This is a genomic window from Rhodococcus sp. NPDC057297 (genome assembly GCF_042667435.1).
Taxonomy (GTDB): Bacteria; Actinomycetota; Actinomycetes; order Mycobacteriales; family Mycobacteriaceae; genus Rhodococcoides.
On sequence record NZ_JBHUZE010000005.1, the window covers coordinates 163690 to 190166 of the forward strand.

General features: G+C 64.1%; 23 protein-coding genes and 2 tRNA genes. 17 read left to right on the forward strand and 8 right to left on the reverse strand.

The features are described 5' to 3' along the window. Positions 1-99 precede the first annotated feature (99 nt). From ettA to ACFULT_RS17090, 4 genes are all read left to right on the forward strand, one after another. Complete coding sequence (gene ettA / locus ACFULT_RS17075; protein WP_019664769.1) at positions 100-1779, forward strand: energy-dependent translational throttle protein EttA; 1680 nt, start codon at positions 100-102, stop codon at positions 1777-1779. 136 nt (positions 1780-1915) lie between these two features. Next, the gene (locus ACFULT_RS17080) at positions 1916-6784 is read left to right on the forward strand and encodes an NAD-glutamate dehydrogenase (protein ID WP_378481986.1); all 4869 of its coding nucleotides are present in this window, start codon (positions 1916-1918) and stop codon (positions 6782-6784) included. Between the two features lie 46 nt (positions 6785-6830). Then, a complete protein-coding gene (locus ACFULT_RS17085; RefSeq protein ID WP_052059270.1) occupies positions 6831-7295 on the forward strand; it encodes a thioesterase family protein in 465 nt (154 codons plus the stop codon). After that, the gene (locus tag ACFULT_RS17090) at positions 7288-7974 is read left to right on the forward strand and encodes a hypothetical protein (protein WP_378481987.1); all 687 of its coding nucleotides are present in this window, start codon (positions 7288-7290) and stop codon (positions 7972-7974) included. Before ACFULT_RS17085 ends, ACFULT_RS17090 begins: the two co-directional genes overlap by 8 nt. Before the next feature lie 7 nt (positions 7975-7981). Here the strand turns inward: ACFULT_RS17090 and ACFULT_RS17095 are convergent, their stop codons facing one another. Then, positions 7982-9565 carry an alpha-amylase family glycosyl hydrolase gene (locus ACFULT_RS17095; protein ID WP_037110217.1) on the reverse strand — a complete coding sequence of 528 codons (1584 nt, stop codon included), beginning with the start codon at positions 9563-9565 and terminating at the stop codon, positions 7982-7984. Positions 9566-9851: 286 nt separating this feature from the next. On the opposite strand from ACFULT_RS17095, the gene ACFULT_RS17100 reads away from it, so the two are divergent. Next, entirely contained in the window at positions 9852-10343 is a 492-nt protein-coding gene (locus ACFULT_RS17100) for a cupin domain-containing protein (RefSeq protein ID WP_037110220.1), read from the forward strand. 10 nt (positions 10344-10353) lie between these two features. Here ACFULT_RS17100 and ACFULT_RS17105 read toward each other — a convergent pair whose 3' ends face one another. Together ACFULT_RS17105 and ACFULT_RS17110 are read right to left on the reverse strand one after the other, a co-directional pair. Then, positions 10354-10749 carry a globin gene (locus ACFULT_RS17105; protein ID WP_094721337.1) on the reverse strand — a complete coding sequence of 132 codons (396 nt, stop codon included), beginning with the start codon at positions 10747-10749 and terminating at the stop codon, positions 10354-10356. 49 nt (positions 10750-10798) lie between these two features. After that, the gene (locus ACFULT_RS17110; protein WP_037110225.1) at positions 10799-11773 is read right to left on the reverse strand and encodes a mechanosensitive ion channel family protein; all 975 of its coding nucleotides are present in this window, start codon (positions 11771-11773) and stop codon (positions 10799-10801) included. Between the two features lie 331 nt (positions 11774-12104). On the opposite strand from ACFULT_RS17110, the gene ACFULT_RS17115 reads away from it, so the two are divergent. The 3 genes from ACFULT_RS17115 (at position 12105) to ACFULT_RS17125 (ending at position 13422) form a co-directional block, all read left to right on the forward strand. Continuing rightward, positions 12105-12632 (forward strand): HNH endonuclease, encoded by a 528-nt coding sequence (locus ACFULT_RS17115; protein WP_020111685.1) that lies wholly within the window; start codon positions 12105-12107, stop codon positions 12630-12632. A 72-nt stretch (positions 12633-12704) separates the two neighbouring features. After that, positions 12705-12959: a hypothetical protein gene (locus tag ACFULT_RS17120; RefSeq protein WP_019664760.1), complete on the forward strand. Its 255-nt coding sequence runs from the start codon at positions 12705-12707 to the stop codon at positions 12957-12959. Next, positions 12946-13422, forward strand: a complete 477-nt coding sequence (locus ACFULT_RS17125; RefSeq protein WP_037110227.1) for a DUF5130 family protein — start codon at positions 12946-12948, stop codon at positions 13420-13422. Before ACFULT_RS17120 ends, ACFULT_RS17125 begins: the two co-directional genes overlap by 14 nt. A 73-nt stretch (positions 13423-13495) precedes the next feature. Here the strand turns inward: ACFULT_RS17125 and pepN are convergent, their stop codons facing one another. After that, on the reverse strand, positions 13496-16081 hold the full coding sequence (gene pepN / locus ACFULT_RS17130) for an aminopeptidase N (RefSeq protein WP_094653424.1): 2586 nt from the start codon (positions 16079-16081) through the stop codon (positions 13496-13498). 162 nt (positions 16082-16243) lie between these two features. Between pepN and ACFULT_RS17135 the strand changes: the two genes are divergently transcribed. Beyond that, positions 16244-16861, forward strand: coding sequence for a DsbA family protein (locus ACFULT_RS17135; RefSeq protein WP_378481988.1), 618 nt, complete (start codon positions 16244-16246; stop codon positions 16859-16861). A gap of 52 nt (positions 16862-16913) precedes the next feature. Here ACFULT_RS17135 and ACFULT_RS17140 read toward each other — a convergent pair whose 3' ends face one another. After that, positions 16914-17591, reverse strand: a complete 678-nt coding sequence (locus ACFULT_RS17140; protein ID WP_378481989.1) for a DUF429 domain-containing protein — start codon at positions 17589-17591, stop codon at positions 16914-16916. Positions 17592-17607: 16 nt separating this feature from the next. Here ACFULT_RS17140 and ACFULT_RS17145 point away from each other — a divergent pair, with 16 nt between their 5' ends. After that, positions 17608-18099, forward strand: a complete 492-nt coding sequence (locus tag ACFULT_RS17145; protein ID WP_037110235.1) for a ribose-5-phosphate isomerase — start codon at positions 17608-17610, stop codon at positions 18097-18099. Between the two features lie 3 nt (positions 18100-18102). Next, positions 18103-18900, forward strand: a complete 798-nt coding sequence (locus tag ACFULT_RS17150; RefSeq protein ID WP_378481990.1) for an Fpg/Nei family DNA glycosylase — start codon at positions 18103-18105, stop codon at positions 18898-18900. A 25-nt stretch (positions 18901-18925) separates the two neighbouring features. Here ACFULT_RS17150 and ACFULT_RS17155 read toward each other — a convergent pair whose 3' ends face one another. Further along, on the reverse strand, positions 18926-19723 hold the full coding sequence (locus tag ACFULT_RS17155) for a DUF1542 domain-containing protein (protein ID WP_378481991.1): 798 nt from the start codon (positions 19721-19723) through the stop codon (positions 18926-18928). A 128-nt stretch (positions 19724-19851) separates the two neighbouring features. Between ACFULT_RS17155 and ACFULT_RS17160 the strand changes: the two genes are divergently transcribed. Next, entirely contained in the window at positions 19852-20604 is a 753-nt protein-coding gene (locus tag ACFULT_RS17160; protein WP_378481992.1) for a maleylpyruvate isomerase family mycothiol-dependent enzyme, read from the forward strand. A gap of 97 nt (positions 20605-20701) precedes the next feature. Here the strand turns inward: ACFULT_RS17160 and ACFULT_RS17165 are convergent. Then, a tRNA-Gly gene (locus ACFULT_RS17165) sits at positions 20702-20775 on the reverse strand. A 201-nt stretch (positions 20776-20976) separates the two neighbouring features. Between ACFULT_RS17165 and ACFULT_RS17170 the strand changes: the two genes are divergently transcribed. From ACFULT_RS17170 to clpX, 5 genes are all read left to right on the forward strand, one after another. Continuing rightward, positions 20977-21050, forward strand: a tRNA-Pro gene (locus ACFULT_RS17170). Between the two features lie 150 nt (positions 21051-21200). Then, a complete protein-coding gene (gene tig, locus ACFULT_RS17175; RefSeq protein WP_037110244.1) occupies positions 21201-22577 on the forward strand; it encodes a trigger factor in 1377 nt (458 codons plus the stop codon). A gap of 82 nt (positions 22578-22659) precedes the next feature. After that, positions 22660-23310 carry an ATP-dependent Clp protease proteolytic subunit gene (locus tag ACFULT_RS17180; protein WP_019664750.1) on the forward strand — a complete coding sequence of 217 codons (651 nt, stop codon included), beginning with the start codon at positions 22660-22662 and terminating at the stop codon, positions 23308-23310. Between the two features lie 48 nt (positions 23311-23358). Then, positions 23359-24000, forward strand: a complete 642-nt coding sequence (locus tag ACFULT_RS17185) for an ATP-dependent Clp protease proteolytic subunit (protein ID WP_037110245.1) — start codon at positions 23359-23361, stop codon at positions 23998-24000. A 291-nt stretch (positions 24001-24291) separates the two neighbouring features. Then, positions 24292-25572, forward strand: coding sequence for an ATP-dependent Clp protease ATP-binding subunit ClpX (gene clpX / locus ACFULT_RS17190; RefSeq protein WP_094721416.1), 1281 nt, complete (start codon positions 24292-24294; stop codon positions 25570-25572). A 69-nt stretch (positions 25573-25641) separates the two neighbouring features. Here clpX and ACFULT_RS17195 read toward each other — a convergent pair whose 3' ends face one another. Further along, positions 25642-26475 carry an N-acyl homoserine lactonase family protein gene (locus ACFULT_RS17195; RefSeq protein WP_378481993.1) on the reverse strand — a complete coding sequence of 278 codons (834 nt, stop codon included), beginning with the start codon at positions 26473-26475 and terminating at the stop codon, positions 25642-25644. Positions 26476-26477: the final 2 nt, after the last annotated feature.

Here is a 26477-nt window from a genome sequence, read left to right on the forward strand (position 1 = left end):
GGACCTGCATCGCGGCTGGATACGGCCGTCGTCGGTCGCACGAGACGGTCCGCGACGGCGATGGTGTCGGTGAGCCTTCGGACCGATAAGCTGGCCCACATGGCGGAATTCATCTACACCATGAAGAAGGTGCGCAAGGCGCACGGCGACAAGGTCATCCTCGATGACGTCACGATGAGCTTCTACCCGGGAGCGAAGATCGGCGTCGTCGGCCCCAACGGCGCCGGCAAGTCCAGCATCCTGAAGATCATGGCCGGGATCGACCAGCCAGGAAACGGTGAGGCATTCCTCGCGCCAGGTGCGTCGGTCGGCATCCTCATGCAGGAGCCGGAGCTCGACGACGCCAAGACCGTTCGAGAGAACGTCGAGGACGGACTCGGCGACGTGATGGTCCAGCTCAAGCGGTACAACGAGATCGCCGAGCTCATGGCAACCGACTACTCCGACGAGCTCATGGAGGAGATGGGTGAGCTCCAGGAGAAGCTCGACCATGCGGACGCATGGGAGATCGACTCGCAGCTCGAGCAGGCGATGGACGCACTGCGTTGCCCGCCGCCGGAGTCGCCGGTCACCAACCTCTCCGGCGGTGAGAAGCGTCGTGTCGCACTGTGCCGTCTGCTCCTGAGCAAGCCGGACCTGCTGCTCCTCGACGAGCCCACCAACCACCTCGACGCAGAATCGGTGCTGTGGCTCGAGCAGCATCTTGCTGCCTACGCCGGCGCCATCCTCGCCGTCACTCACGACCGGTACTTCCTCGACCACGTTGCGCAGTGGATCGCCGAGGTCGACCGCGGCCACCTCTACCCGTACGAGGGCAATTACTCGACGTACCTCGAGAAGAAAGCAGAGCGCCTCGAAGTCGCGGGCAAGAAGGACCAGAAACTGCAGAAGCGACTCAAGGACGAGCTCGCCTGGGTGCGCTCGGGCGCCAAGGCACGCCAGGCCAAGAGCAAGTCCCGTCTCGCGCGCTACGACGAGATGGTCGCGGAGGCCGAGAAGACTCGCAAGCTCGACTTCGACGAGATCCAGATCCCCAACCCGCCGCGGCTGGGCGATGTCGTCGTCGAGGTCAAGAACCTCGACAAGGGCTTCGACGGTCGCGTGCTGATCAAGGACCTGTCCTTCACGCTCCCGCGTAACGGCATCGTCGGCGTCATCGGCCCCAACGGTGTCGGTAAGACGACGCTGTTCAAGACCATCGTCGGGCTCGAGGAGCCGGACGGCGGCGAGGTCAAGATCGGTCAGACGGTCAAGCTCAGCTACGTCGACCAGAACCGATCCGGTATCGACCCCAAGAAGACGGTCTGGGAGACGGTCTCCGACGGCCTGGACTTCATCACCGTCGGCAACTCCGAGTTCCCGTCGCGCGCCTACATCAGCTCGTTCGGGTTCAAGGGCCACGATCAGCAGAAACCGTCGGGCGTGCTGTCCGGTGGTGAGCGTAACCGTCTGAACTTGGCGATGACGCTCAAGCAGGGCGGAAACCTGATCCTGCTCGACGAGCCGACCAACGACCTGGACGTCGAAACCCTCGGTTCGCTCGAGAACGCGCTCGAGGAGTTCCCGGGCTGTGCGGTGGTCATCTCGCACGACCGGTGGTTCCTGGACCGGACGTGTACCCACATCCTCGCGTGGGAAGGCGGCTTCGGTGACAACGAGGCCGCGTGGTACTGGTACGAGGGCAACTTCGAGGGCTACGAGGCCAACAAGGTCGAACGCCTCGGCCCCGATGCTGCTCGCCCGCACCGCGTGACCCACCGCAAACTGACCCGCGACTAGCCGCGGTTTGTCCGGCCTGTTTCGTCTACCGACGAGTACGCGAAACAGGCCGGACCACACGCCCATCGAGAGGCGCCTTCCCCTATAGGCTCGTCCTTACGACGAAGAAGGTCCTCACAAGGGAGTGGTTCAACACATGCCGAACTCGGCGGGTACGACGGACATCGACTGGACGAGCGAACTGCCGGGGGAGTTGGTCACATCCCTGTCTCGGGTGAAGGCGGCGTACTTCGCGCACGTCGACTCGGCCGATCAGGACGGATCGATCGAGCAGGCCGAACGAACGATGTTCCGGCGTCACGTGCAACTCGCCGCGCGGCGTACCGCGGGGACCGCGAACATCCGCTTGTATCGCCCCGGTGCCGACAATTCCGACGGGACGCCGGGTGTGGCGGGGCTTGCACTGCAGATCGTCACCGATGACATGCCCTTGCTCGTCGAGTCGGTGGTATCCCAGCTGTCTCGGATCGGAGTCGAGGTCAGCGACGTCGTGCACCCCATCCTCGACGTCACACGAGACAGTGACGGCAGGTTGGTGTCTGCCGGATCGAGCAACGGATCGAGTCCGAGCGGGACGAACCGCGAATCCTGGATGCATCTACAGCTCAATCCTGCGGTGCCCGACGACGTCGTGGACACGCTCGAGGTCGCTGTCGCCGCGGTACTGACCGACGTTCGCGAAGTCATCGCCGACACCGACGACATGCGACGGGTGCAGAGCGAGATCGCGGATGCATTCGAGGCCGCCGCTGCCGTGTCCCCTGATTCGTCTGCGGTTCAGCAGCGTGAAGCCGCCGGCCTGCTGCGCTGGCTCGCCGACGGTCACTACACGTTGCTCGGGTACCGCCGCTACTCGGCCGAGAAGTCGTCCGAGGGGTCCCTCACCGCGGTACCGATTGCGGACAGTGGATTGGGTGTGTTGCGGGACGATCACCGAATTGGTTCGGACACAATCTCTCTGGACGATCGTACCGATATCGTCGCGCTCGTTCAGGGTTCCAGCCCGGCGACGGTGCACCGCGCTGTCTATCCCTACTTCGTGACTCTCTTCGATCCGTCGAATCCGGAACTGGGGGAACATCGATTCGTCGGTGTCTTCACCGTGACCGCGTTACACGAGAACGTCCTCGACATACCGGTGATCGAACGCCGCGTCCGCTCAGCGGTTGATCGCGCCGGGTACGACCTGCAGTCGTTCTCGGGACAGGCGATGCTGGAGGTCGTCCAGTCGATGCCGCGGTCGGAGCTGTTCGCCACCGATGCTCACTCTCTGTACGAGACGGCGACGGCGGTGCTCGCCCTGGGGCGTCGGCGCAAGGTGAAGGTGTTCCTGCGTGAGGACGCGGGCGGGGCGTTCGTGTCCGCGCTGGTCTATCTACCGCGTGATCGCTACACCACACGCGTGCGGTTGGCGGTACAGAAGTGCCTGCTCGACGAATTGGCCGGTTCGGGTATCGATTACACGGCACGTGTCACGGAATCCGACCTGGCGTTGCTGCACGTCACGGTCCGGCGGGACGACGCGGAGGCCTCCGTACTCGATCTCTCGCGGGACAACGTCGACCGGATCGAGGCTCTGCTCACCGAGACCATCCGAACCTGGGAAGATGCGCTGTCGGAGGCGGTCTCGCGTATCGACTCGGCCGACACCGTCGTCGCCTCGCGCTACGCGGACGCATTGCCCGAGGCGTACAAGCAGGACTTCCGGCCCGAGCGTGCAGTCTTCGACATCGTCCGTTTCGAAGCCCTGTCCGACGGTGCGATCGACATGCAGCTTTACCGAAACGCCGACTCCGAGGTCGGTAGCTGGCGGTTCAGTCTGTACATCGGAGGAAGGGGAGTATCGCTCAGCCAGGTACTGCCCGTGTTGCAGAGCCTCGGTGTCGAGGTCGACGACGAGCGTCCTTATCCGGTGGTCCGCCCCGACGGATTGCAGTGCTGGATATACGATTTCGGGGTGTCGGCATCGCGCGAGATGTTGAACGCGGCGATCGACGGCGATCTCGACTCGGAGTTGCAGGATGCCGGTGCGACCGATCGTGAATCGCGGGTCCAGCTGCGCTTCACCGATGCCTTCACGGCCGTGTGGGAGGGTCGGGCGGAAGCCGACAGGTTCAACGAACTGGTCATGCGGGCTGCACTCGACTGGCGTCAAGCACAGATCCTGCGGGCATACGCGAAATACCTGCGCCAGGCCAACTTTCCGTACAGTCAGTTCAACATCGAGGGCGTCCTGCTCTCGCACCCGCGGACCGCACGACTTCTGGTCGGGCTCTTCGAGGCGCAGTTCGACCCCGAGCGCGCGTCGGAATCCCGTTCCGAGGAACTGAGTGACGAGCTCCAGTCCTTGATCGACGAGGTCATCAGCCTCGACGCGGACAGAATTCTGCGATCGATCTTCGAACTCGTCCGCGCGACGTTGCGCACCAACTTCTACGTGGTGGATGCACACGGCACTCGGCGCGAGTTTCTCTCGATCAAGTTCGATCCGCAGAAGATCGCGGAACTGCCCAAGCCCAAGCCCACATTCGAGATCTTCGTCTATTCCCCGCGCGTCGAAGGTGTTCACCTTCGGTTCGGGGCCGTCGCCCGAGGAGGGTTGCGCTGGTCCGACCGTCGCGAGGATTTCCGCACCGAAATCCTCGGCCTCGCCAAAGCTCAGATGGTCAAGAACGCGGTGATCGTTCCGGTGGGCGCGAAGGGCGGATTCGTCGTCAAGCGTCCGCCCGCCACCACCGGGGATGCTGCCGCTGATCGTACTGCGGCGTTGGACGAGGGCAAATCCTGCTACCGGTTGTTCATCGCCGGGCTACTGGACGTCACCGACAACCTCGATCGTGCAAGCGGATCGGTCATTCCACCCGAACGCGTCGTACGCCGAGACCGCGACGACACGTACCTCGTCGTCGCCGCCGACAAGGGTACTGCGACGTTCTCCGACCTCGCCAATTCCGTTGCCGCCGAATACGACTTCTGGCTCGGTGACGCTTTCGCGTCCGGCGGCTCGGCAGGGTACGACCACAAGGCGATGGGAATCACGGCGAAGGGTGCGTGGGAGAGCGTCAAGCGGCACTTCCGTGAAATCGGAGTCGACACTCAAACCGAGGACTTCACCGTCGTCGGCGTCGGCGACATGAGCGGCGACGTGTTCGGAAACGGAATGCTGCTCAGCCGCCACATCGGACTGCTGGCGGCGTTCGACCACCGGCACATCTTCCTCGATCCGAACCCGGACAGGGCGGCGTCGTTCGCCGAACGGGAGCGTCTGTTCGCACTCCCTCGTTCCTCCTGGGCCGATTACGATTCGGCATTGATCTCGCGGGGCGGCGGAGTGTGGGACAAGACCGTGAAATCGGTTCCGATCAGTCCCGAGGCGCGCGCGGCGTTGGGGCTGGGGGACACCGTGACGTCGTTGTCGCCCCCCGAGCTGGTTCGTGCCATCCTCACTGCCCCGGCCGACCTGCTGTGGAACGGCGGAATCGGCACCTACATCAAGGCGTCCACCGAATCGAATTCCGACGTCGGCGACAAATCGAACGACGCGGTTCGGGTCGACGGCAACGAGATCAGGGCCACAGTCGTCGGCGAGGGCGGAAACCTGGGTGCAACGGCACTCGGCCGCATCGAGTACGACCTGGCAGGCGGACGGATCAACACCGACGCCGTGGACAACTCGGCGGGCGTCGACTGCTCCGACCACGAGGTCAACATCAAGATCCTTCTCGAGTCCGCGATCTCCGACGGTGCGTTGGACCGAGGCGATCGCGACGAACTCCTCGCGTCGATGACGGACGAGGTCGGCCGGTTGGTGCTGTGGGACAACTTCATGCAGAACGAACTGTTGGGGACCTCTCGATACGACGCGCCGTCGTTGCTCACCGTGCACCGACGGGTGATCGAGGACCTGGAGGAACGACGAGGGCTCGACCGAGAACTCGAAGCGCTGCCCACCGAACAGGAGATCCGCACGCGGAAGTCGGAGGGCCGCGGACTGACCTCTCCGGAGCTTGCGACATTGATGGCTCACGTGAAGTTGAGCCTCGAAAGTGACCTGTTGGCCAGCGAACTGCCGGACAGCGACGTGTTCGCTTCGCGTCTGCCGAAGTACTTCCCGGACGTTCTTCGCGAGCCCTACGCGAACGAGATCACCTCGCACCCACTGCGTAGGCAGTTGGTGGCGACCACGCTGACCAACGAGACCGTCGATCGGGGCGGCATCACTTTCGTCTACCGACTCGCCGAGGACGCAGGTGCAACGGGTACCGACGCCGTGCGTGCGTTCGCGGCTGCGACGGCGATTTTCGGGTTGGACGAGCTGTGGAACGACATCCGAACGGCGGGTATGTCGACGTCGTCGTCCGATGAGTTGCTGCTCGAATCCCGACGGGTACTCGACCGCGTCGCTCGGTGGTTGTTGACCAATCGGCCGCAACCTCTTGCCGTCGGCGCCGAAATCAGCCGTTACGCAGGCAAAGTCGCATCTCTGCGTGCCGTCGTCGGAGAGTACATCGACAGCTATCAGGCGCGCGACGCCGACGCCCGCGTACAGGCAGCCGTCGAACGTGGGGCACCGAGGGAGCTTGCGTCCGCGGTGTATCGACTCCTCGATCACTACAGTCTGCTCGACATCATCGACGTCGCGGACATCACCGAACACGACCCCGCGGAAGTCGCCGAGCTGTACTTCGCACTGGACGCGCACATCGGCATCGACTGGTTGCTGACATCGGTGTCCGGACTCGCCCGAGGGGATCGCTGGCATTCGCTGGCACGGTTGGCGCTCCGTGACGATCTGTACTCCTCGCTGCGGGCGATCACCAAAGAGGTTCTCCTGGGCGGCGAACCGCACGAGAGTGCCTCGGAGAAGATCGCGGAGTGGGAATCGACCAACTCGTCCCGCCTCGCACGTGCTCGCGCTGCGCTCCGCGAGATCTCGGACTCGGGAACCCTCGACCTCGCTACACTGTCCGTCGCTGCGCGGCAGGTGCGCAGTATGGTTCCGTAGCATTTTCTGCCCGTAGCGTGCCATCGACGAAAGAAGGACGACTGCTGTGAGTGTGCCCGCCGACCATCTGTCCGACCATCGAGAGCCGCAGGAACGCATCGGTTTTCACACCAGCGTGGATGTTCGCTGGTCGGACATGGACGTGTACCAGCACATCAACCATGCCCGCATGGTGACGTTGCTGGAGGAGGCACGGATCCCGTGGCTTCTCGTCGACGGACGACCGACGGCGAACCTGCGACACGGCGCGGTCATCGCGGATCTGCACGTGAAGTACCGCGGTCAGCTTCGACACGAGGACGGCCCACTGGACGTCTTCATGTGGATCGACAAGGTGCGGGCCGTGGATTTCGTGGCCGGTTACGAGGTGCGCGCCAACGGTGCGTCCTTGGACACTCCGGCGGCGATCATCGCGTCGACTCAGATCGCAGCGTTCGACATCGACACTCAGAAGCTGCGGCGTCTCACCGCCGAAGAGCGCGAGTACCTCGAGAGCTGGCAGCGTGTTTGAGCGTGTACTCACCATCCCGGACCCGGTCGAACGGGAGAATCTGACCGCGTTCCTCGGCAAGGCGCTGCGCCTCGACGAAGCTGCGGTGGTGCGCTTGAGGACGCGTACCGACGGGCGGCTGTCGGCGTGGGCATCGACGGGTTTCGACGCGCTCGCCGTGCGGGTCGTCGCCGGATCGATCGTTCCGGACGACACCTCGGCGGCAGCCGATCAGCTGCTCGTGGCGCTCGGGTCGGCCGTCGACGGCAGGGTCGACCCAGGCTTCTCGATGGATTCGGCGTGGAAGGGCGCGTTGCCTCCCGACCAGGGATTCGAGCATGTCGACGACGTACCTGCTCGGGTCTTGATCGACCTCGCTCAGCGCGGTGCAGCGCTGGCGAAGGAGCACGGGAGCAGCCACGGTCCGCCGGTGTCGCTGCTCGATCAGCAGGTCCTGCACGTCGACGGTGCCGCGGGCGGAGTGTCGGTCACGATGAGAACGGTATTCGCCCTCACGGCAATGGGTTTCGTGCCGCACACGGGGGAGGACCCGCTCAAGGCCGACGTCGACCTCGCGCGCATCGACTCGAACGAGATCGTGCGCGTTCGCGCCACCAAGGTGTGGTTACGACTCGACGCGCGCTACGGCTCGGTCTTCTGCCGCCGAGAGAACTCGCTCTCCCTCACCGTGGAGCGCTGACACGGCCCTAGACCAACCACGCTGCGGCGTCGGCGGGAAGTTGCCCGTCGACGAGAGGCGCGCTGGACATCAGGACCTCGCCCGGCGGGAGGGGGATCGGAACGTCGGTCGCGTTGAGTGCGCAGATCAGCCCCCCTGGTCGTCGGAACGCAAGACATCCGGGTGGACTGCCGTACCAATCCACTCCGGGTCCGGCGAATTCCGGCCGTAGCGCGCGGAGTTCGAAGGCGGACCGGTACAGGCTCAGCATCGAATCGACGTCTTCGAGCTGTTCTTCCACCGTGAGCGACGCCCATTCCGCGGGCATCGGCAGCCAGGTAGCCGGGGACGAACTGAACGCGAACGGCGGTTCGGTTCCTTCCCACGGGAGGGGCACACGGCATCCGTCTCGGCCGCGCTCGGTGTGGCCGGAGCGTTCCCACACCGGGTCCTGCAGGGACTCGTCGGGTAAATCGACATTGGGAAGGCCCAGCTCGGCGCCGTTGTAGACGAACACCGTTCCAGGCAGCGCCAATTCGAGCAGGATCATTGCCCTGGCGCGGGCTGTGCCGCGAGTGCCTCCGCCGTAACGAGTGACTTCGCGGACGACGTCGTGGTTGGACAGCGTCCACGTCGGGGTGCCGTCGACGAGGGCCACCGCGTCCAAGGAGTTCGACACTGCGCTTCGGATGGCTGCTGCATCGAACTCGGCTTCGGCCAGGCGGAAGTTGAAGCCGAGGTGCAGCTCGTCGGGGCGGATGTACTCGGAGAACCTGACGTTGTCCTGCACCCAGATTTCACCGACCGTCGTCGTGCCCTGGTATTCGTCCATGATCTTTCGGATACCACGGTGTATTTCGTGTACGGCCGGATTGTTGAACCGTGGATCGGAGTCGTCGTTCTTCATGAGCTCGTTCGTTTCCAGGCTCATGTCCGGAAGGCCTTCGGGCTTGGCCATGCCGTGTGCGACGTCGATCCGGAAGCCGTCGACTCCCCGGTCCAACCAGAAACGCAGCGTCGTGGCCAAGTCCTCGAAGACCTCGGGGTTGGTCCAGTCGAGATCGGGTTGTTCGGCCGCGAAGATGTGGAGGTACCACTGTCCCGGCGTTCCGTCGGCTTCGCGGATACGGGTCCATGCGGGACCGCCGAAGATGCTCGGCCAGTTGTTCGGCGGTTCGGAGCCGTCCGGTCCCTTGCCGTCACGGAAGATGTAGCGGGCACGTTCCGGGCTTCCGGGAGCCGAGTCGAGCGCTGCGACGAACCACGGATGTCGGTCGCTCGTGTGGTTGGGCACCAGGTCCATGGTGACCTTGATGTCGCGCGCGTGTGCCTCTTCGATCAGCGAGTCCATCACCGCGAGGTCACCGAACAGGGGGTCGATCGCTCTCGGATCGGATACGTCGTACCCGTGATCCGCCATCGGCGACTCCATGATCGGGCTCAGCCAGATCGCGTCGATTCCGAGTAGTTCGAGGTAACCCAGCTTGTCCCGAACGCCGCCGAGATCACCGACGCCGTCGCCGTTGGAATCGGCGAACGAACGCGGGTAGATCTGATAGAAGATCGCGTCCTTCCACCACGGTTCGGGCTGAGGTTCGAGTCGATCGGTCACAACGGTCAAGTCTGCCAAACGCGGGGGCTCGACCTCGATCAGGGACCGGGTTGATCTTCGTCACCTCGCAACGATGGGAGCCCACGACCGGCAAAAATGCGGGCTCACGCCCGGCAAAATGCGGGCTCACGCCCGGCAAAAATGCGGGCTCACGCCCGGGCGAAAATGCGAGCGACGCGCACGAAGACATACCGTTTCCCCGGTTTCTCTCCCGAAAACAGCCGCTTTGTCCGAATGATGAGGTACCGTACCCGTCGAACCGGAACGAGGAGCACGAGGAAATCACATGGCCGAGCAGTCGATCGAAGCAGTCCGTTTGAGTGAAGTGCTTCTGCAGGACAGTCCGATCGATCCGGACTGGATCATCGAGGGTGAGCCCCACGCCCGCGTGGCCGAATGGTCACGCAGCATCGACGGGACGACCACCACCAACGTGTGGGACTGCACGGCCGGTCGCTTCCGCTGGTACTTCCCGGTCGACGAGATCGTCCACATCATGGACGGCTCGGTGACGGTCTCGTCCGACGACCATCCTGAACGCACGCTGGTGGCGGGCGATGCGGCACTGTTCCGTGCAGGCACCTGGTCCGAGTGGCACGTCGAGGACTACGTCCGCAAGCACGCAATTCTTCGCCAGCATCTTTCCGGCTCGCTCCTGCTCGCCTTGAAGTTCGCCGGCAACGTTCGTGGTGCACTCCGACGAGCAAAGGGACTAGGACGCAGCGGCGCCGCCCAGCCGACGGCCGCCCAGCGCGAAGGATCCGCGCCTCGTCTGTGAAGGTCGGTTCCTAGAACGGCGAGTTGACCATGGAGTTGGCCGCCATCTCCATGTAGTCGACCAACTGCGCCCGATGCGGGGCGTCGAGGACCGAATCGTCTATCGACGCGATCGCACTGTGCATGCACCGCAACCATGCGTCCCGTTCGATCGGACCGATGTGGAACGGTGAGTGCCGCATGCGGAGGCGAGGGTGCCCACGTTCGTCCGAGTAGGTGCGTGGTCCTCCCCAGTACTGTTCGAGAAACATTCGCATGCGGCGCTCCGCAGGCCCCAGGTCTTCCTCGGGGTACAGCGGTCGCACGACGTCGTCCTTCGCCACTTCCTCGTAGAACCTGGCCGTCAGCTTGTAGAACGTGTCCGCACCGCCGACCGCGTCGTAGAAGGTCTGTTGCGGTTCGGTCATCGGTGCTTCTCTCCAGTCGTTCGAGGTCGGGGGTGCGGCCAGGTGGTGCCTACTTTGCCAGGTCGACGATCGCGCCGGCCGGTCGGCCTTGGGGGTACGGGGCCTGAATTCCGGCGTCGTCGAAGGCCTGCAGAATTTCGCGGTGAAGCCGTCGCTGCACCGCCCACTGCATCCCGGGCCTGGTCTTGACGGTGATACGGATGGTGACCGTGTCGGCACTGACGGCGTTGACGCCGAGCATCTCGGGATCCCCGAGTAGGTCCTCGGCGAACGCGCCCGATTCGACGACGTCGAGCGTCGCCTTCTCGGCCACCTCGCAGGCCTCGTCGAGATTGGCAGTGTGCGCGACGGGGAGGTCGAGGACTGCTACCGCAAAACCTTGACTCATGTTGCCGACGCGAAGGACCTCGCCGTTGCGGCAGTACCAGACGGTGCCGTTGACGTCGCGGATCGTGGTCACGCGCAGTCCGACGCTTTCCACCGTGCCCACTGCTTCACCGAGATCGACGACATCGCCGACGCCATATTGATCCTCGAGCAGCATGAAGATGCCGGACAGGAAGTCGCGGACTAGATTCTGGGCACCGAAACCGAGCGCAACTCCGACGATGCCCGCGGAGGCGATGAACGGGGTGACGTTCACTCCGACCACGTCGAGTACGGACAGTACGAACCACGTCAGGATGACCACGGACACGCCGGACTTGAGGACCGAGCCGATGGTCTTGGCGCGTTGGCGACGGCGTTCGGAGAGGATCGAGCTCTGCAGCGTCGACGGTGCACGCTCGCGCAGTGGACGAAGAAGTGCAGGTGCCTTGTCCGACGACGATCCGCTGCGACTGGTGAAACGGTCGATCAGCTTGTGCAGTACGAGTCGGAGGACAACCGCGAGCGCAAGGTAGCCGAGAACTTGTAAAGGTCTGTCCACCAGCCAGTCTCGACCGGTTTCGGTCAGTTCGAAGGCACGTGTGTCGAGAGACGAGCCCGTCAGGTAGGTCGATGAGTTCGATTCGAATACAGACACTTGCAGAGTCTACGGAAGGAGCGGATTCTCGCCACCGTGCTGGTAGCGGACCTGCTCGTTGGTTGTGCGTTCACCGATCGGTCATCACCACGATCCGGAAAAGGGGTGTGCAGACCCAGCGTTTTCGTGTTCCACTGTGACACGTGTTCCGCGCAAGCCATGCGCGGACGCCGACGCTTTTGGGAGAACCGAAGTGAAGAACAAGCAACACCGACACCGACAACTCCCGCCCATCGATGTCCATGACACCGCAGACCAGCGGCAACGGATATCGGGGGCGTCTCCGCTACATGTCGTTTCTCCTGGCGAGACAGTGTCGCCCAGCGACAACATGGTTCCTGCCTGGGTCAAGCGCCGAGTGCTGCTTCTGAACGCCACTTTCGAGCCCTTGACCGCGCTGCCGATGCGTCGCGCAGTGGTATTGCTGGTGTGCAACAAGGCCGATGTCGTCCACGACGATCCTTCCGGTCCCTACATTCGATCTGCTGACTTCTCCGTCCAAGTGCCCTCGGTGATCCGTCTGAGGACGTTCGTTCGAGTGCCGTACCGAGCTCGTGTGCCGATGACGAGGGCCGCGCTGATGCACAGAGATCGCTTCCGGTGCGCGTACTGCGGTGCCAAGGCGGAAACCGTGGACCACGTCATCCCGCGGAGTCGTGGGGGAGAGCACTCGTGGGAGAACTGCGTTGCGTGCTGCGCGTCGTGCAACCATCGCAAAGCAGACAAAATGCTCAGTGAGCTGGGCTGGACTCTGCGAGCGCAACTCGTTCCACCGAAGGGGCCTCACTGGCGTTTGCTCGCCAGCAACAAGGAACTCGATCCGTCCTGGTTGGCGTACCTGGGTGAGGGTGCGGCGTAGCGGTCGGTCTCGAATCGATCCGGACGGCCCCGCTGTCGCTTCGGGGTGAAAAGTCGACTAATCTCACACCCTGTGAGCATTCTCGAGACGATCCTGATCTTCGGGGTGATTCCGGCTGCGATCATCGGAATCATCGGCGCGTTGTCCTACGTGGGGGAAAGGCAGCCGGGTCTGGACATCACTCCGTACCGGTTGACCGACGAATGGACACGTGAACCAATTCTGTGGAGCGCGACCGACGAGGTGACACCGCACGGTGGCGGCCACGGCGATTCGCATGCATCCGCTGCAGATTCGATCGGAGGGTCGGCAAGTGGCAAGTGGTGAACTGGTCAAGAGTGACATCGACGCGGAGGACTTGCCCTACGGCTCGGCTCTGACGTCCAGCGGACGTGTGTCGGCTGCTCACGAGTTCGGGACGGCCAGCCCGGCGCACCTTCCGTTCGCCACGCAGGACCTCGTGTCCCTCGACGTCGCACTCACCGAGGCAACGCGGGCCACGCAGATTCGCTTCAACGTCTACCTCGGAGACCTGGGTGAGGATGTCGCCGCAGGTGCAGACGCCGTCTTCCCCGGAACACCGGACGCAATTCGTTCCGTGCTGATCGCAGTGGACCCGAACCACAAGGGCATCGAGATCCGCACCGGACGCCGTGTGTCGGACCGCGCGACCGACCGTGTGGCGCAGCTCGGCATCACCGCCGCAACGGGGCCGTTCCGCGACGGCAACCTCATCGACGGACTGGTCAGCGCGGTTCGCGTCATGGCCGCCGCCATCGTGAGCCCGTAGCGCCGCCGTACAGACACGAAGAAGGCGCCGCCCGAAACCCGGGCGGCGCCTTCTTGTCGTTTCAGAGCGGTGCTTACGCCGCGTCGAACTCGCGGGCCGCGAGCGAGCGCACGATTCCCGCGCGTCCCTCGATCACCAGACGCCGCAGTGCGGGCGGCAGATCCTTCTCCAGGAAAGCATCCGCAGCCGCGACCGAGTCCGCACTGATCGACCAGGACGGGTACAGCCCGACCACGACGGTCTGCGCGACCTCACTGGACCGTCTCGACCACACGCCCTCGATCGAGTCGAAGTACCGCGACACGTACGGCTCGAGAAGCTCGCCCTGTCCCGGGCCGGCGAACCCGCCGATGATCGATCGCGCGGTGATGTTGGGGACGGAATCGTCGTCGACGACCGTCGTCCATGCGCGCTCCTTGACCTCGCTGCTCGGCCGAACGGCACGGGCAGCGGCTGCCGAACGAGCGCCGGCCGCAGTGTTGTCGCGGGAGGCCTCGGCGTCGATCTCGGGTGAATCGATGCTGTCGCTGTCGATCGCACCTGCTGCAGCGAGCGCCGACACCACACGCCAGCGCAGGTCGGTATCCACCTCGAGGCCGCCGAGTCCCTGACCGTCGACGTCGCCGTCCAGGAGGCCGCGCAACACAGCGACATGCCTGTCGGACAAGGCCGAACCGGTCAGCGAGTTGACGAATGCCAGCTGGTGGTCCGAGCCTGCGTCGGCGGCACGCGCGAGCTCGAGAAGCGTGTCCGCGAACTCGGGCTGACCGTGCTCCTGCGCCCACTGCGGCTCGGCGTAACTGGTGATGGCCGTCTGCGCTTGGAGGAGCAGACGCTGCACGACGCCGACCTCCGTCTCCGCACCGATGCCGCGCTGGACGAGCGCGACGAAATCGCGAGCACGCATCTCGGCCTGGCGCGTCATCTCCCACGCGGCGGACCACGCCAGGGTGCGGGGGAGCGACTCCGCGATATCGCCGATACGGGCGAGCAGAACGTCGAGAGACTCCGGATCGAGACGCACGGCGCAGTAGGTGAGGTCGTCGTCGTTGACCAAGATCAGCTTGCCCCGCGACACACCCACCAGTGACGGAACGTCGGTGCTGTCCGACGCCTCCAGGTCGATCTCGACGCGCTCGGTACGCACCAGCTTGCCATCGACTCCGCCGTCCGCGTCGTCGTAGATGCCGACTGCGATGCGATGCACTCGATGCTCGCCTGCGCCGGGCGCCGCGCCGCTCTGCTTCACCGCGAAGCGGGTGAACTTGCCGTCCGCGTCGACGTCGAAATCAGGGCTCAGGGTGTTGAGTCCCGTCGTGCGGAGCCACTGGCTGCCCCAATCCGACAGGTCCCGACCGGACGAACGCTCCAGTGCGGTGAGCAGGTCGCTGAACGTGGCGTTGCCGAACGCATGGTCTACGAAGTACGCACGCAAGCCGGCGAGGAAATCCTCCTTGCCGACGTAGGCGACGAGTTGCTTCAGAACACTCGCGCCCTTGGCGTACGTGATGCCGTCGAAGTTGACCTCGACCGCGGCCAGATCGGGAATGTCGGCTGCGATGGGGTGCGTCGACGGCAGCTGGTCCTGCCGGTAGGCCCACGACTTCTCGACGTTGGCGAACGTGGTCCATGCGTTGGTGTACTCGGTGGCCTCGGACTGGCACAGGACCGATGCGAACGTCGCGAACGACTCGTTGAGCCACAGGTCGTCCCACCATGTCATGGTCACGAGGTCGCCGAACCACATGTGCGCCATCTCGTGCAGAACCGTTTCGGCGCGGCGTTCGTAGGAGTAGCGGGTGACCTTGGACCGAAAGACGTAGTCCTCCAGGAAGGTGACCGCGCCGGCGTTCTCCATCGCGCCCGCGTTGAATTCGGGCACGAACAACTGGTCGTACTTGCCGAACGCGTAGGGGGTGCCGAAGTTGGCGTGGTAGAAACCGAATCCCTGCTTGGTCTCGGTGAACAACCGTTCGTGGTCCATGTGCTCGGCAAGCGATGCGCGGCAGTAGATCCCGAGCGGAATGGTGCCGTGCTCGTCGGTGTAGGAATCCGTCCACTCCGCGTACGGGCCGGCGATCAGCGCCACCAGATACGTGCTCATCAGCGGGGTGGTGTCGAAAACATGCTCTCCCGCAGCGGGTTCCGCGGCATGCGCAGCGTTGGAGATGACCTTCCAGCTGTCCGGAGCGGTGACCTTCAGATCGAACGTCGCCTTCAGATCCGGCTGATCGAAGCAGGCGAACATCCGCTTGGCATCCGCCGTCTCGAACTGAGAATAGAGATACACCGAGCCGTCGGACGGGTCGACGAACCGGTGCAGACCCTCGCCGGTGTGGGAATAGACACAGTCTGCGACGACGACGAGTTCGTTGTCCTCGGCGAGGTCGTCGAGCGCTATCCCCGTCTCCTCGTCGTAGCCCGATACGTCGATGTCCACCCCGTTCAGGGTGGCGGACCTGATGCTGTCGGCGACGATGTCGACGAAAGTCGATGCGCCCGCCTGTGCCGCGAACGCAATGGTCGTCGTCGACAGGAACGTCTTCTCGCTGGGATTGCCGGACCCGTCGGTGAGGTCCAGGACGATCGAATAGGTGGAATTGCCGAGCACGGTCGACCGTGCAGCAGCTTGATCGCGTGTCAGGTTGGGAGCAACCACGTCAGTCATGCACCTTCTCGAGTAGGGATCGTGTGATGACACCATCCCATCACGGCGCGGGTCGGGCATGCTTGCGTAGGGACGCGGCGCGGAATTGTTCTGCCGCATCCTTGGTTGTTCTCGGGCGACACCCACTCGTATCTCGACACGAAGGAGCTTCACGTGAGCGGCAGCGGACAGAAAGACACCGCCGATTTCTGGTTCGACCCCCTGTGCCCATGGTGTTGGATCACGTCGCGATGGATTCTGGAAGTCCAGAAGGTGCGCGATATCGACGTGAACTTCCACGTGATGTCGCTCGCAGTCCTCAACGAGGGCCGCGACCTCCCCGAGCAGTACGCCGAGATGATGAAAACGGCATGGGGACCCGTGCGAGTCGCCATCGCCGCCGCCCTGGAGAAGGGCGACGAAATCCTGTCGCCGCTGTACACCGCACTCGGTACCCGTATCCACAACGGAGGCAACAAGAACTTGCCCGAGGTGATCGAGCAGTCCCTCGCGGAACTCGGTCTGCCTGCGGAGTTGGCGAAGGCAGCCGACAGCACGGAGCACGACGAAGCGCTGCGCACCAGCCACCACGCGGGCATGGACAAGGTCGGTCCCGACGTCGGAACACCGACGATTCACGTCAACGGTGTCGCGTTCTTCGGGCCCGTCCTCTCCCGCATCCCGCGCGGCGAGGAAGCCGGAAAGCTGTGGGACGCCTCGGTGATCTTCGCGTCGTACCCGCACTTCTTCGAGCTCAAGCGCACCCGTCACGAAGACCCCGAGTTCGACTGACCCCAGGTGAGCGGAAATGTAGGTCAGGACCTGCATTTCCGGTTACAGCGGGTCAGGCGACGATGCGATCGACGCCGTCGGACGTACCGAAGTATCGGTGCTTCCCACGGCCGAAACGCCACGCGGACCATGCAGCCGCGACGGCGTCGAGCGCGTCGTCGGCTGCGGGCTCGACCGGCAGTAATGCCATGGCGTCGTGTACGGACACCGGATCGAGCCACGTGGACAGTGCGCTCAGACGCTGGCCGATGCCACGCGCGGACTTCTTCGACACGAACGACGTATCCGGTGCCATGTGCCGGAACGAGCATTCCGGGTGCACTTCCACCACCCGTTCGGGGTCGAAGGACACGTCCTGCCACTGCCGGATCGAGGACATCAGATACCAGGTCTGCTTGCTGATCGCCTTGCCGGTGATTCGCCTGGACACCGCGCACGCATCCTCGTAGGTCTGCGTGTCGAGAACAGAGCGTACCGGCGTGTGAAAAATCGACGATCGAGCCGGCCCGAGGAAACTCTTCGCTTCGAGCTCACTGACCCGGTACCCACTCTCGGGCAACGACAACGGCATGTCGACCCCGACGACGTCGCACCAACGTGTCGCGGCCAGCACTGCCCGCACGTCGGGTTCGACGGACATCCGCAAATCCTGGCCGTCGAACAGCGCCACAACCCACTTGCCTTTGGCGCCGTCGACTCCGGCGACCGTTTTTCGTCCCTGAAATCCCACCTGTCAGACTCTATGCATGCGCGTATACCTGGGTGCGGACCATGCCGGCCTCGAATTCAAGAACCAGATCATCGAACACCTCACCGCGACCGGGCACGAGCCCGTCGACTGCGGCGCTTTCGAATACGACGCCGTCGACGACTACCCGGCCTTCTGCATCGACGCGGCACGACGGGTCGTCGCCGATCCAGGCAGCCGCGGCCTCGTCCTCGGCGGCTCCGGCAACGGCGAGCAGATCGCGGCAAACAAGGTCCCCGGTGCCCGGTGCGCCCTCGCGTGGAGCGTCGAGACCGCGAAGCTTGCGCGCGAGCACAACGACGCTCAGCTGATCGGTATCGGCGGACGCATGCACACCCTTCCGGAGGCTCTTGCGATCGTCGACGCCTTCCTCGGTACCCCGTTCTCCGGCGAGGAGCGGCACCAGCGTCGTATCGACATTCTGTCGGAGTACGAGCGAAGTGGCGACGCACCCGACGTCCCGGGCGGACAGAAGTTCGACGGCGCCTGATCGATGCCCGAGGGGCATACGCTGCACCGCCTCGCGCGGCTGCACCAGCGGAAATTTGCCGGCGCGCCCGTCGAGGTGAGCAGCCCGCAAGGGCGGTTCGCCTCGGGGGCCGCGCTGGTCGACGGCATGGTGTTGGAGAAGGCCGAGGCCTGGGGCAAGCACCTGCTTCACCGCTACGAGTCGGATCTGATCGTGCACATCCACCTCGGTCTGTACGGAAAGTTCACCGACCAGACGCCGCCGATGAGCGAACCGGTCGGTGCTGTCCGACTGAGGATGGTGGGCGAGAACTTCGGTACCGACTTGCGCGGACCTACAGCCTGCGAAATCTACACGGAGCAGCAGGTCGACGCTCTGCTGAGTCGACTCGGGCCTGATCCGATCCGGAAGGACGCCGATCCCGATCGAGCGTGGGACCGCATCTCGAGGTCGAAAACGCCGATCGGCACCCTTCTGATGGATCAGAAGGTCCTCGCCGGAGTCGGCAACGTCTACCGAGCGGAGATCCTGTACCGGCACGAGATCAACCCGATGCGTCCGGGCAAGGACATGGATCGAAGTGAATGGGACGCGATCTGGTTCGATCTGGTCGAACTGATGAAGATCGGTGTTCGACGCGGCAGGATCATCACGATCAGACCAGTGGACGACCACGGAGATTCCGGCTACGCCCCGAAACGGCCCCGCACCTACGTGTATCGCAGGGCGGGGCGTCCGTGTCGAATCTGTGGCGCGGAGATTCTGCATTCGGTGATGCAGGCGCGAAACCTGTTCTGGTGCCCTGTCTGCCAGGCGAGCTAGCAGGTCAGGCGAGCGAGCCCGGACGTCAGAAGTCGAACCCGCCGTCGAACATTCCGCCGCCGTCCCCACCGAACGAATCGCCACCGAACGAGTCGCTGCCGCCGTACTCCTCGCCACCACCGGCGTCACCCGAGTCGCCGAACTCGCCGTTGTCGGCGCCGCCGCCTTCGGAACCGTCACCGGCTCCGCTCGCGAACTCCTGTTCGCCGTAGCCGACTCCTGCCATTCCCGAGAACATCGCCGAGAACAGGAACATCGATCCGACGCCCCAGGCGCCCGCGACGAGGGCGGGGCGCCACCACGGCTCGGAGTACCAGCCGGCCGGAACGGGACGGCCTGCGACCTTGCCGCCTGGGTAGTAGTTGGGCGTGCGGTCCGACGGATTGGGCGAGGCCTCGACGTTGCGGCCTTCGAACTCGACCTTGCGGTCCTCGGTGACCTGACCCGCGGACTTCTGGCCGTCGATGCCCTGAATTTCTGGACCGGGGTCCATGCCCATCGCGATCCGCGCCGCGCGGATGTAGTAGAGACCTTCCAACGCAGTCTGCTTGGCCAGCCGTGCCTGCTCGACCGTCTTGGCCTGGTCGATCTGCGATCCGGCGGCGATGTTGCGCTCGGAGGCGTCGGCGAGTGCCTGCTTGGAAGCAGTGTCGCTGCCGATCAGGTTGTAGACCTGCCCGCCGAGCCGCTCGATGGACTGGCGAGCATCTGCCTTGGCGTCCTCCAGTGTGCTGGCCGACTTCGCCGCCGCGTTCTTCTGACTGCGGACGACCAGGAACACGACTGCTGCGGCGATGACGACGACGAGTAAGAGAGCTTCCACTGTTACCGCTTCCTTGTGGGAATTTTTCAGGCACGTGCCCGATCGCCTCAGGACAAATCGGACACTTCTCACGATACGCGTGCCGATCGGTGCGCGAACGTACCGTCCGACGTGCTTCGATCGAGACTATGACCCCCGAACGTCAGTTGGAAGTGCTGGAACTCGAATGCTCGAGGATGGGGGCGGTGTCGCTGGACGACGTCAGCGCCGACGTCCCGACCATGCCGGACTGGACCGTCGAAAAACTGATTCGGCACGTCACGTTCGTCCATCGAATGGCGAGGTCCGCGTTGGCGGCGCCGGCCGACGGCGGAATGGCGAATGTGCTTGCCGCGGTCAAGAAGCCCGAACGCGGACCTCGGGTGGTGGACGACTACCGCGAGTCCGCCGCCCTCGCGCTCGACGCCTACCGCCTCGCCCCACTCGATCGCGCCGTCCCGACGTGGGCGGGCCCGGGTACCGCCGACTATTGGGTTCGGCGCCAGTTGCACGAAATCGCCGTGCACCGCTTCGATGCGCAGAACGGAATTCACATCCGTGGGGGAGCGGAGCCCGATCCACTCGACCCCGAGGGTGCGGCCGACGGAGTAGTCGAATGGGCCGAGGACTTCCTGACAAGGGTTCCGCTGGAACAACTTCCACAACTCGCGGGCCGCACCGTCCATGTGCACACCGTCGACGACACTGCGATGGAACTGTTCCTCGACTTCGGCGGTGACCGGGTGACGGTCACGCACGAGCACCGCAAGGGCGACGTCGCTCTGCGCGGTTCGGCCGAGGATCTGATGCTCGCAGTGTGGCGCAGGCGCCCGCTCGATGTGCTCGACGTCGTCGGCGACAGGTCGGTGGCAGAGGCGCTGTACGACGGCGTTCGGCTGTAGAGCTGTCGGTCCTGGCTCGCCCGTCGGTGACATTCCGGCGAAGGGGAGCGAGACACGAAAAAGCCCGCCGATCGCAGTGCGATCGGCGGGCAATTCCTGGAGCCGATGACGAGAATCGAACTCGCGTAGCCTGTTTGGAAGACAGGGGCTCTACCATTGAGCTACATCGGCGTGCATGCGACGTTGATGGGATCGCCATCGGCGCCGCTTGCGATTCGAAACTCTACATAACCTCGGATCGAGAATACAAATTGCCTGCATGTAGAGTCTGTCGAGACGGATGCGTCGGCCCGCCCACGGGTACCGCTGGTGTCTGCTGTTCAATGGAGCCTGTAAGTTGATCGACGGGCGGCTTGAACAGCGTCGGTAAGACGGGGTGTGGCGCAGCTTGGTAGCGCATCCGCTTTGGGAGCGGAGGGTCGCAGGTTCAATTCCTGTCACCCCGACAAAGATGAGACCGGGTCCTCGAAGGGGCCCGGTGTCGCCGAGTGGTTCACTTCGCCGCTGGTTCACCGTCGCACGTGGTCGCGGTATGTCAGCGAGTGACGGTGAATCGGACCGACAGCACAGCACGACCACCAGAAGGAGCATGTCCCGTGAAGAGCACCGTCGAGCAGCTCAGCCCGACGCGAGTCCGTATCAACGTTGAGGTGCCCTTCGAGGAGCTCAAGCCTGATTTCGACCGCGCCTACAAGGCACTTGCCCAGCAGATCCGCCTCCCCGGATTCCGTCCGGGCAAGGCTCCGGCCAAGCTTCTCGAAGCACGGGTCGGTCGCGGCGCAGTGCTCGAGCAGGTCGTCAACGACGCTCTCCCCGCCCGGTACTCCGAGGCCGTCAGCGCCGAGCAGATCAAGGTCATCGGCCAGCCGGACATCGAGATCACCAAGATCGAAGACGGTGACGAGCTGACGTTCACCGCCGAGGTCGACATCCGTCCGGAGATCACGCTGCCCGATTACTCGACCATCTCGGTCGAGGTCGATCCGCTCGAGATCACCGACGAGGCAGTCGACGAGCAGCTCCAGTCCCTGCGTCAGCGCTTCGGCACCCTCACCGGTGTCGATCGCCCGGTCCAGTCCGGTGACTTCGTGTCCATCGATCTGTCCGCGACCGTCGACGGCGAGACCGTGGAAGAGGCGTCGGCCAACGGCTTGTCGCACGAGGTCGGTTCCGGTCAGCTCATCGAGGGTCTCGACGACGCCATCGTCGGCGTGTCGGTCGACGAGTCCAAGGACTTCACCTCCACCCTCGTCGCCGGTGACTACGCGGGCAAGGAAGCAGTCGTCACCGTCAAGGTTGTCTCCGTCAAGGAACGCGAGCTCCCCGAGGCCGATGACGAGTTCGCGCAGTTGGCCAGCGAATTCGACACCCTCGACGAGCTGCTCGCGGACCTGAAGACGCGTGTCGAGCGGGTCAAGAAGGTCGAGCAGGCCGGTCAGATCCGCGACAAGGTCCTGGAGACGTTGCTCGAGACCGTGGAGATCCCGGCTCCCGAGGCTGTCGTCAAGGCCGAGGTCGACAACCAGGTGCACGAGGCCATCCACGGCCTCGACCACGACGAGGCCAAGCTCGCCGAGCTGCTGGAGTCGCAGGGCTCCAGTCGCGAGGAGTTCGACAAGGACGTCAAGGAAGCGGCCGAGAAGTCGGTTCGCACGCAGCTGCTGCTCGACGCCATTGCCGAGGCCGAGGGCACGCAGGTCGGTCAGGACGAGCTCACCGAGCGGATCATCTTCCAGGCGCAGCGCTACGGCATCTCGCCGGAGGAGTTCATTCAGCAGGTCCAGCAGGCCAACCAGCTCGGTGCAGTGTTCGCCGACGTGCGACGCGGCAAGGCTCTCGCCTCGGTCGTCGACCGCGTGAACGTCACCGACACCTCCGGTGCTTCGGTCGACACGACCGAGCTTTTCGGTAGCCCCGCAGACGCAGAAGAGCCTGCAGCAGGCGATTCTGCCGAGGGTGAACAAGAGAAGTAACGCTGACAGCGAACGACGGCGGTTCCGGGACTCCGGGGCCGCCGTCTTTCGTTAGTGTCTGTATCAGGAACCAACGATCAGTATGGAAAAGGCAGGTACCGTGACTGTTCAGAATCCGGCGGCTTCGCACCAGCAGAGTCCCGTCATGACTTCGGCCGCTTCCGGCCTGAATCTCAGCGACTCGGTGTACGAGCGTCTGCTTCAGAATCGCATCATCTTCCTCGGTACTCAGGTCGACGATGACATTGCGAACAAGCTCTGCGCACAGATCCTTCTGCTGTCGGCAGAGGATCCCACGCGCGACATCTCGCTCTACATCAACTCGCCCGGTGGTTCGGTGACCGCAGGTATGGCGATCTTCGACACGATGGAATTCGCCGAGTGCGACGTAGCCACCTACGGAATGGGACTGGCCGCATCGATGGGTCAGTTCCTCTTGTCGGCAGGCGCCAAGGGCAAGCGGTACGCCCTCCCGCACGCGCGGATCATGATGCACCAGCCGTCAGCCGGTATCGGCGGTAGCGCCAGCGACATCGCGATCATGGCCGAGCAGTTCGCCCACACCAAGCGCGAAATGGCGGAGCTCATCGCGCTGCACACCGGACAGACCGTCGAGCAGATCACCGAGGACTCCGATCGTGACCGGTGGTTCACGGCCGCAGCAGCGAAGGAATACGGCTTCGTGGACCACGTCGTCTCGCGCGCACGGCAGGCAGGCGGAGTCGGCGAGTAGATCGCCCTTCGAACTCCGTCCCTCGAAACCTCACTTCTTGGAGAAACGATGACCAACTTGTTCGATCCCAATCAAATGCCGTCCTCGCGGTACATCCTGCCGTCCTTCGTCGAGCACTCCAGCTACGGCGTGAAGGAGTCCAACCCGTACAACAAGCTGTTCGAGGAGCGCATCATCTTCCTCGGCGTCCAGGTCGACGACGCATCCGCGAACGACATCATGGCGCAGCTGCTCGTGCTCGAGGGCCTGGACCCCGATCGTGACATCACGATGTACATCAACTCTCCCGGTGGATCGTTCACTTCGTTGATGGCGATCTACGACACGATGCAGTACGTGCGTGCCGACGTCGCGACAGTGTGCCTCGGTCAGGCTGCCTCCGCAGCCGCCGTGCTCCTCGCAGCGGGAACACCGGGCAAGCGTGCAGCACTTCCGAACGCTCGCGTCCTGATCCACCAGCCCGCCAGCGGCGGAATCCAGGGCCAGGTGTCGGACCTCGAGATCCAGGCGGCCGAGATCGAGCGCATGCGTCGCTTGATGGAGACCACCCTCGGGCGCCACACGGGCAAGGATCCCGATGTCATTCGCAAGGACACCGACCGCGACAAGATTCTGACCGCCGAGCAGGCGAAGGAATACGGAATCATCGACACGGTGTTCGAGTACCGCAAGTTGTCCGCACAGAAGTAGCGATAGCGGGTATCTTCGCAGGACCGTGGCACGGAGGCCGGAAGTCGAGCGAACCTCGGCTTCCGGCGCCCGGCATGCGGGGGCCGGTAGCGCTGGGGTGAGGGTCGGTTCCCGAGTTCCGAGAGAATTCGAACGACGAATCACCGGAAACAACTCGCCCTGATCTTCGGATCACGGGTACGGTCGCATCAGGGCTCAGGCGCTGTCGATCGAGAAGTTGCTCACGGTCGGGTCGGCATCCATTGGGTGTCGAATCGGCCAGACGCGGACAAGGAAGTAGGAACCTCGAACATGGCACGCATCGGTGACGGTGGCGATCTGCTGAAATGCTCGTTCTGCGGAAAGAGCCAAAAGCAGGTCAAGAAGCTCATCGCAGGTCCAGGGGTGTACATCTGCGACGAGTGCATCGACCTGTGCAACGAGATCATCGAGGAGGAGCTCGCCGAGTCGAGCGAGGTCAAACTCGACGACCTGCCCAAGCCCTCCGAGATCCGTGACTTCCTCGAGAATTACGTGATCGGGCAGGACACGGCCAAGCGCACGCTGGCGGTGGCCGTCTACAACCACTACAAGCGCATCCAGGCCGGAGACAAGGCTCGTGACGGTCGCGGCGAGAGCGTCGAACTGGCGAAGTCGAACATCCTGATGCTCGGACCTACCGGGTGTGGCAAGACCTACCTGGCTCAGACGCTCGCGAAGATGCTCAACGTCCCGTTCGCGATCGCCGACGCCACCGCATTGACGGAGGCCGGGTACGTCGGTGAGGACGTCGAGAACATTCTGCTGAAGCTCATCCAGGCGGCCGACTACGACGTCAAGCGCGCCGAGACGGGCATCATCTACATCGACGAGGTCGACAAGATCGCGCGCAAGAGCGAGAACCCGTCGATCACCCGCGACGTGTCCGGTGAAGGTGTTCAGCAGGCGCTACTGAAGATTCTCGAGGGTACGCAGGCAAGTGTGCCGCCTCAGGGTGGTCGCAAGCACCCCCATCAGGAATTCATTCAGATCGACACCACCAACGTGCTCTTCATCGTGGCCGGCGCGTTCGCTGGGCTGGAGAAGATCGTGTCCGATCGTGTCGGCAAGCGTGGACTCGGCTTCGGTGCGGAGGTCCGCTCGAAGGCCGAGATCGACACGCAGGATCACTTCGCAGAGGTGATGCCGGAGGATCTGATCAAGTTCGGGTTGATCCCGGAATTCATCGGACGCCTCCCCGTCGTCGCGTCGGTGACCAACCTGGACAAGGAATCGCTGGTCACTATCCTGTCCGAGCCGAAGAACGCGCTGGTCAAGCAGTACAGCCGCTTGTTCGACATGGACAACGTCGAGCTGGAGTTCACCAAGGACGCGCTGGAAGCTATCGCGGACCAGGCGATCCTGCGCGGCACCGGTGCTCGCGGCCTGCGCGCCATCCTCGAGGAGGTGCTCAACCCCGTGATGTTCGACATCCCGAGCCGGGACGATGTCGCGAAGGTCGTTGTCACGTCCGAGACGGTCAACGACAACGTGCTCCCGACGATCGTCCCGCGCAAGCCGGAGCGTCCCGAGCGCCGCGACAAGTCCGCGTAGCGCGGAACAAGCGACAGACGAAAAAGGCCCGGTCGAATCCGACCGGGCCTTTCTCGTGAATTCTGCGGCTCAGCCGATCACGAACGCGTGCGCGTCGGGATGTGCGTCGAGCAGGGCGTGGCGCTCGGCCACCTCGGGATCGTGTCCGGGAACCACCAGGCTCGGAGAATCCGCGAGTTCGTTGATTCGGTCGAACGCGTAGTACATGCCCGGTACGTCGTGAAGGATCGCGAACGGTGAATCATTCTCGATGTTCTCGTAGAAGTGACTCGCGTCCGAGGCGACGACTGCGTATCCGTCGGCTGTCTTGACGCGCACCACCTGCATTCCGGCCGTGTGACCACCGACGCGGTGTACGGATATGCCCGGTAGGAGCTCCGCGTCACCGTCGACGAGTTGCAGCCGGTCGCCGACCGAACGCAGATGTGCGACATCCTTTTCCGAGTTGAGCCACTGTTCGCGAACGATCCGACGTGCCCACGGGCCGGTCCAGTACTCTAGCTCGTCGGCCTGCAGGACGTAACGAGCCTCGGGGAGGTCCGCGACGATTCCGGTGTGATCGTAGTGCAAGTGCGTGAGGATCGACAGGTCGATCCGATCGGCGGCAATGCCCAGCGCTGCAACGAGTTCCAGTGGCGAACCGTGGTAATCCAGGCCGTCCATCCCCGCGGCGGTCTCGGGCGAGATTCCGGCATCGACGAGGATCGTGTGCGATGCGGAGACAGCCAGCCACACGTAGTACGCCGTCGGGTGTGGTTCCTGTCCTCGCCCGTCGCAGTAGTGGAAATGTTGCTCGCGTGTGCCGGTTCGCGATGCGTACTGCACCGCGTAGAGACGGAAGTACTCGTCCGACGACGGCCGGATCGCGGCCGCCGTCGGGGAGGTGTGGTGGAAGCTCGTCATAA